Origin of the sequence: Halobacillus aidingensis (genome assembly GCF_900104185.1) — a bacterium.
Lineage (GTDB): Bacteria > Bacillota > Bacilli > Bacillales > Halobacillaceae > Halobacillus > Halobacillus aidingensis.
This window is the reverse complement of sequence record NZ_FNIZ01000032.1, coordinates 21819-29167: the sequence shown is the minus strand read 5'-3', so window position 1 is coordinate 29167 and position 7349 is coordinate 21819. Positions and strand designations below refer to the sequence as shown.

The 7349-nt window shown below is 43.4% G+C and carries 3 protein-coding genes and 1 pseudogene; 1 reads left to right on the top strand and 3 read right to left on the bottom strand.

Annotated elements, in window-relative coordinates; all coding sequences use genetic code 11:
* Nucleotides 1-198: pseudogene (locus BLS23_RS21930) on the top strand (IS110 family RNA-guided transposase); the annotation flags it as partial.
* Between the two features lie 582 nt (nt 199-780).
* Here the strand turns inward: BLS23_RS21930 and odhB are convergent.
* The 3 genes from odhB to BLS23_RS20185 all read right to left on the bottom strand — a co-directional run bounded on the left by odhB (nt 781) and on the right by BLS23_RS20185 (nt 7260).
* Nucleotides 781-2100, bottom strand: a complete 1320-nt coding sequence (gene odhB / locus BLS23_RS20195; protein ID WP_089654811.1) for a 2-oxoglutarate dehydrogenase complex dihydrolipoyllysine-residue succinyltransferase — start codon at nt 2098-2100, stop codon at nt 781-783.
* Nucleotides 2087-4900 (bottom strand): 2-oxoglutarate dehydrogenase E1 component, encoded by a 2814-nt coding sequence (locus BLS23_RS20190; protein WP_244157289.1) that lies wholly within the window; start codon nt 4898-4900, stop codon nt 2087-2089. Before BLS23_RS20190 ends, odhB begins: the two co-directional genes overlap by 14 nt.
* 260 nt (nt 4901-5160) lie before the next feature.
* Nucleotides 5161-7260 (bottom strand): RNA degradosome polyphosphate kinase, encoded by a 2100-nt coding sequence (locus BLS23_RS20185; RefSeq protein WP_089654809.1) that lies wholly within the window; start codon nt 7258-7260, stop codon nt 5161-5163.
* Nucleotides 7261-7349 lie beyond the last annotated feature (89 nt).

Below are 7349 nucleotides of genomic sequence, written 5' to 3'. Positions count from 1 at the left end.
AAAAAGCGCGCAGGAATCGTTGTAGCTCATGCGATGTTACGAATCTCCTACTACCTCTTAACACGAAAGGAAATGTATGTAGATTTAGGAGAAGATTACTTCGATAAACAAAAACAACAAGCCATTGTTAAGCACTCATTGCGTAGGTTAGAGGGGTTAGGTTACACAGTGACAATTGAGGAACCAAAGGTATCCTAAGTCCATTCTCCAACTCAATAGATCTTTGAATGAGACGCTCTCCTCAAAAAGAAGAATGAGCTGCGTCTACTTTAGTATTGCCATTTTTCCATATTATAGAACTTTATTTTCATGGTAGGAGTCTCACCGTTCCCCTCCGCCCTTGGCCGTATGAGTGTCTCGAAACCACTTCTAGAATATGCAGTTATTCAGCTTGATGGGAGTATAAGGTTAAAACTCCCATGCCCAAGTATATGAATCTTGAGAGATTGATACAGAGCGCTTTATTCTTCTAACAGTGGGATAGTGGAAACAATCCAACTTGATAAAGGTGTCCGTTTCGTTTCTCACATTCATCGGATGGGGTGGTTGGGAAGCTGGGAGACTCCGCGGGAATGGATTGGCTGGAGAGACCCTGCAGAGCGGAGCTCGAGGAGGCTCTCCGTCATCACCGCAGGAAAGCGAGCGGCTTCCCAACCACCCCTGACTGCCAACAGGGCAAACGAACCCTCATTATCTCGAATCTGAGTCTTCTACAAGAGCGTTTGTGGATTTGGAGTAAAGAAAATCCCCCTCCACGGAAATCGTGGAAGGGGATTTTTATTAGCCTTCGAGCAATAGGTCGAATGGATCTTCAATCATTTCTTTAATTCTGCGCAAGAACTGTACTGCATCTTTTCCATCAACGATTCTGTGATCGTAGGAAAGAGCAATGTACATCATCGGACGAGCTTCGATTGTGTCATCCGGCATGACTTTCGCGCGTTTTTCAATGTTGTGCAAACCAAGGATTCCTACTTGAGGTGCATTCAAAATCGGTGTGGAAAGCATAGAACCGAATATTCCACCGTTCGTAATAGTAAATGAACCACCTTGAAGGTCATCAAGGCCCAGCTCTTTGTTCCGTGCTTTTGTCGCAAGGTCAGCAATGCCTTTCTCAATACCTGCAAAGTCCAAACGGTCCGCATCACGGACAACAGGAACGACGAGACCTTCGTCTGTTGAGACAGCCATACCGATATCATAGAACTGTTTCTTAATGATTTCGTTTCCTTGAATTTCTGCATTCAGTAACGGGAATTCCTTCAATGCTCCAACCGCAGCTTTTGTGAAGAAGGACATAAATCCTAATTTGATGTCATGTTTCTTCAGGAAGGATTCTTTACGCTCACCTCTCAACTTCATAACATTGGTCATATCTACTTCGTTGAAGGTTGTTAACATCGCAGATTCCTGCTGTGCTTCAACAAGTCTCTTAGCGATCGTCTGGCGTCTGCGGGACATTTTCACCCGTTCGACTGGCTTATCAAATTCTGTTTTCTTCGTTTCTTCTTTTTTCTTCTTAGGTTTGTCCTCAGAAGAAGACTTGGAAGAACCTTTAGATTCCTGCTTACTTTCTCCTTTAGCAGCTGCATCGACATCTTCCGGACGGATGCGGCCAAGGGGATCGCGTGCGGAAATCTCACTCAAGTCAATTCCTAGTTCACGCGCGCGTTTACGAGCGGCAGGAGTAGCAATCACGTCTTTAGAATTCTTACTGGAAGACTCTTTCTTCTCTTGAGAAGATTGTTGCTGCTCTTCTTTTTTCTGAGATTCTGTTTCTTTGTTGGATTCTTCTTCCTTTTCTTCTTCTGGTTCAGCTTCTTCCTCATCAGAAGAAGTGTCTTCATCTGAACCTCCGGCTTCGCCGTTTTCATCGACTTTAGCGATCACATCGCCAACTTCAACGTCGTCTCCTGCTTCTCTCAACAATTCAGCAATAACCCCGCTAGCATCTGCATTCACTTCAACGTTTACTTTATCTGTCTCAAGCTCGAGAATGGGATCGCCTTTTTCCACTTGATCCCCTTTTTTGACGAGCCATTCTGATATTGTACCTTCTGTTATGGATTCAGCTAATTCAGGAACCTTAATTTCCTTCATTTGTTTCTCCTCCTTTAGACATCTGTAGCGCTTCATGAATGATTCGATTCTGCTCCGTTTTATGGATGTTCGGCTCGCCGACGGAAGGTGAGGCACGATGCGGACGACCGACAAAGCGGTGAATCTGCCCCTTTTTCAAGAGTTTGTGCAAAATCCCTTCGACGAAGTACCAGCTACCCATGTTCTGTGGTTCTTCTTGGACCCATACTAATTCTTCTAAATTCGGATAAGACTCTAACATCTCAGCTAATCGTTGTTCAGGGAACGGATAGATTTGTTCAATTCTTACGGCATCGATCGTCTCAAAGGTCTGATCGGTTCCATCTACCGTATCTTCAATATCGACCATGATCTTCCCGCTTCCAAGAAGGAGCGTTTTCACTTTTTCTTTATCCTTGTTTTCAGATAAAATTGGTTGTTTCATAATCGGTTGGAATCGCCCTTTGCTGAACTGTTCTCCGGAAACCGCCACTCGTTGATTTCTCAAGAGACTCTTCGGAGTCATCAACACAAGAGGACGTGCTTCTTCCTGATTACTGATTGCTGCCTGTCTTCTTAACAAGTGGAAATATTGAGCGGAAGACGTGACATTGGCAACCGTCCAGTTGTTTTCAGCAGCAAGCTGTAAGAAACGCTCAAGACGTGCACTGGAGTGCTCCGGCCCTTGACCTTCGTATCCGTGAGGAAGCAAGAAGACCATATTGGATTTTTCGCCCCATTTGGCACGTCCAGCAGATACGAACTGGTCAAAGATGACTTGTCCAGCGTTAGCGAAATCACCGAATTGAGCTTCCCAAAGGACAAGAGATTCTGGTGCTTGCACACTGTATCCATACTCAAACCCAATGACTCCTGCTTCAGACAATGGACTGTTATGAATATCAAAGGACGCATTCGCCTGTTCTAATCCATGCATTGGACAGTACGTCTCCCCTGTTTCCACGTCGTGAAGAACAAGGTGACGGTGAGCAAATGTTCCGCGCTCTGTGTCTTGACCTGTGATTCGAATGGGACGACCATCTTCAAGAATTGAAGCAAAAGCCAAGGCTTCTGCTGTCGCCCAGTCAACCTTCTGTCCGTCATCAAGCATTTTGCTGCGTCTTTGAAGAATTTTTTCGAGCTTTTTGAAGCCATTAAATCCTTCTGGACGTTTCAGCATGCCCTCATTCAAACCTTTAAGACGATCTAGATCGATGGCTGTATCAATTTCGTCAAGGTTTCGCTCGACTCCACTCGGACGATCTTTCACATCAGGAGAAGACGTTTCATGCTCGTTCATATTGTTATAGATGTCACGGAGTTTTTGCTCTACTTCCGCTTTCATATCTTTAAGAGCATCTTCGCCTACGACAGATTCTTCTTGGAGCTGCTTTTCAAACACAGCAGCAGCCGTAGGATGTTCGTCGATTTCTTTATAGAGTTTCGGTTGTGTAGAGCGTGGTTCATCCATTTCATTGTGACCAAAACGGCGATAACCTACGAGGTCGATTAAGAAATCTTTATGGAATTTCTGACGGTACTCATACGCAAGGGCCATAGCTGATAAACATGCTAGCGGATCATCAGCATTTACATGAACAACAGGAATTTCGAACCCTTTGGCAAGATCACTCGCATAACGTGTCGAGCGGCCGTCTTTCCTATTCGTCGTGAAACCTACAAGGTTGTTAGCAATAATGTGGACCGTTCCGCCCGTGCGATAGCCTGGGAGGTCACTCATATTCAAGGTTTCTGCTACAACACCTTCTCCGATGAAAGCAGCGTCACCATGAATCAAAAGGCCGAATGCCTCGTCCTCATCCATTTTTGCATAACCCGGCTCTGAGCGGTCATCCTGAGCCGCACGTGTAAATCCTTCAACTACCGGATTGACGTATTCTAAATGTGAAGGGTTATGGCTTAGAGTCACACGCGTAGCGGACTGTTCGCCATTCTCAATTTCTCTTCGCGCACCAAAGTGATATTTCACATCGCCTGTCCACCCGTAATTGATTCCCATTGAACCTTCGGATGGCACCAGCTCCTTATCTGGAGAAAGGTGGAATTCAGAAAAAATGCGATCATAAGGCTTGCCAAGGATATGAGCAAGTACATTCAAACGTCCACGGTGGGCCATGCCCATCATGATATGTTTGATTTTGTCTCCGGAAGCCGATTGAATGATATGATCAAGCATCGGCACCATAACGTCTAAGCCTTCAATAGAAAATCGCTTCTGAGCAACGAATGTTTTCGCTAGGAAGTTTTCAAAACCTTCCACTTCAGCAAGACGGTATAGCAGTTGCTTCTTCTCTTCATCTGTCAATGACACCGTATAGGAACCAGTGTCGACTTTATCCTGGAGCCATTTTCTTTCATCTTCGTTATTCACATGACCGAACTCAAAAGAGATGGTCCCTGCATATCGTTCTTTTAATGTTTTGACTACTTGAAGTGCATTATCCAGTTTCATTGGGGCATCAGGCCACACCCAATCAGCCGGGATTTCTTTTAAATCCTTTTCTTGTAGTCCATATGTTTCTAATTCAAGCAAATTTGTTTTAGGTCGCTCATCACTGCCTACCGCGTATATATTCGCTTGTAGGTGACCATGACGACGAATAGCCTCAACAAGTTTCAAAGCTGAGGTAATTTTAGCTATGTCCCTTTCAGAAGGTGAAGCAGATCCATTGGTTTCAGTAACCGTATCGCTTCCCATCCATTCAGGAGCCCCGTGCTCATCAAAAATTTCCTTCAAGGAAGGATCGACAGCACTAGGATCGTTTTCATATTGTTCGAATTGTTCTTCGATGTACCCCATGTTGGGGCCATGGAACTTTTCCCAAAAATTTTGAGTGGAGCCTTGTTTAGACACGTAGAATACCCCCAAGTAGTTGTTGGCTAATGTTTCCTCGAAAACGTTTCCAAGTCCATGTACTATTATAGAATTGAAACGCTTCCGTATTCAACAAATTTCGCTTATTTTTTTAATGAATGACCAAATCCATTCCATTATAACAAGAAAGACGCACCGATGGGTACGCCTTTTTCACTTTTTGCCACTAAAGTGATATGTCGTTGTTATTCTTCATCCTCTAAGACACGGTAAGCCATATCATAAAGTTTCATCTGACTGTTGATCGGCTGTGCGTTTTCAGGGCGTTTAACATGCTCATAGGATCCATCATTCTTTTGTTCCCTCGCTTTGACATTGTCACTCAACATGACAGATAAAATCTTTTGCAAACGATTTTTTATCACTGGTTCATAGATTGGGAATAAAAGCTCGACACGCTTAACCATGTTTCTTGTCATCATATCAGCAGAGGATAAAAAGACACGATCATCTCCGTTATGGTGGAAGTAGTAAATCCTACTATGCTCCAGGAACCGGCCGACAATACTAATCACACGAATGTTATCGCTGAAACCCTGGATCCCGGGACGCAGGCAGCAGATTCCGCGCACGATCAAATCAATCTGCACCCCTGCTTGAGAGGCTTCGTAAAGCTTCATAATTAAATTTTTATCCGTCAATGAATTCATTTTTAAAATGATGCGCCCATTGCCATGTTGTTTTTGGAAACGGATTTCATTATTAATATAACGAATAAAGTCATTTCTTATATCAAACGGAGCCATTGACAGGTGATGAAATTGCGGTTTCTCGGTAAACCCGCTTAAATAATTGAAAAAGTCTGTGGCATCAATTCCAAACTTCCGCTTGGCTGTGATGATTCCCATATCTGTATAAAGCGATGCTGTCTGGTCATTGTAATTCCCTGTTCCCAGGTGAACGAAACGTTCAATTTTCTCATTCTTCTTCCTGACCACCAGGGTGATTTTGCTGTGGGTTTTCAAGTAGGTCATTCCATAAATGACATGACAGCCCGCTTTTTCCAGTTCTTTTGCCCATTGAACATTGTTTTCTTCATCAAAACGTGCTTTTAGTTCTACAAGTACGGTGACTTGCTTCCCTTTCTCCGCCGCCCGCTTGAGAGCCTCTATAATCGGGGAATCCCCACTCACACGGTATAAGGTCTGTTTAATGGCCAACACATGGGGATCATCCGCTGCTTCTGCTACGAAGTCAACGACAGGTTCAAACGATTCAAACGGATGGTGTAGGAAAACATCACGATCCATCACTTGTTCGAAGATATTTTCATCACTACTCAGATCTCGAGGGGGCTGAGGCATCAAGGTTTCGTAATAAAGATGATCCTTAATGTCTTCAAACGTTTTATGGAATTTGAATAAGAAAGTTAAGTCCAGCGGTCCATTTGTGATGTACAAGTCATCTTTATGAATTTCCAGGACTTTTAATAAAAAGCTGATTAGTTTCTCGTCATATTTTCCGTCCCGGACTTCTAGTCGGACAGCCGCTCCCCACTTCCGTTTCTTCAATTCTTTCTCAATCTCTTTCAGTAAATCACGAGCACCTTCTTCATGAATTGTCATATCGGCGTTTCTTGTGATTCGGAACTCTGTGATCGATTCAACTTCATACCCTTTGAACAACTTGCTCATGAAATGACCGATGATTTCTTCCAATAGGACATATTGATATTTATCTTCGTGATTCACAATTACGAAACGATCCAGTACGGATGGCACTTGAACAATCGCTGTTTTCGCCGCTCCTTCTCGATCAAGTTCGTCACGAATGACGACAGCAAGGTTAATGGATTTATTCAACAGCATCGGGAAAGGACGATAGGCATCCACCGCCATCGGGGTCAAAACTGGAAAGATCTCCTCATCGAAATAAGTTTCAAAACGTTGTATTTCTTCTTTCGTCAGATCATCAATGGACAAGATGGAAATTCCCTCTTTTTCCAATTCCGGTTTCATAGACTGATAGGCGGCATATTGTTTTTCCACATTTTTGTGGTTAATCTCGGCGATTTTGTTAAGTTGCTGTTTCGGAGTCAAGCCGGCTTTGTTTTCCGGTTTATTGAAACCGGCTTTGACTTGGTCCTTCAATCCCGCGACCCGCACCATAAAAAATTCATCAAGATTGGAAGATACGATAGCTAAAAATTTCAACCGTTCGAGCAAAGGGTTGTCCATATCAAGAGCTTCATCCAAAACCCGCTCATTAAATCCAAGCCAGCTGAGCTCTCGATTATTATAAAAAAGTGGATTGTCTAATTCTTTCGTCTTTCCTTCTGTTGACATTACGCACACCCTTTACACATGTATTCACATTCAGGTTAGTACATCAATATATCCCACATATAAATGCTGAGTTAACTTTTTGTAAAAAT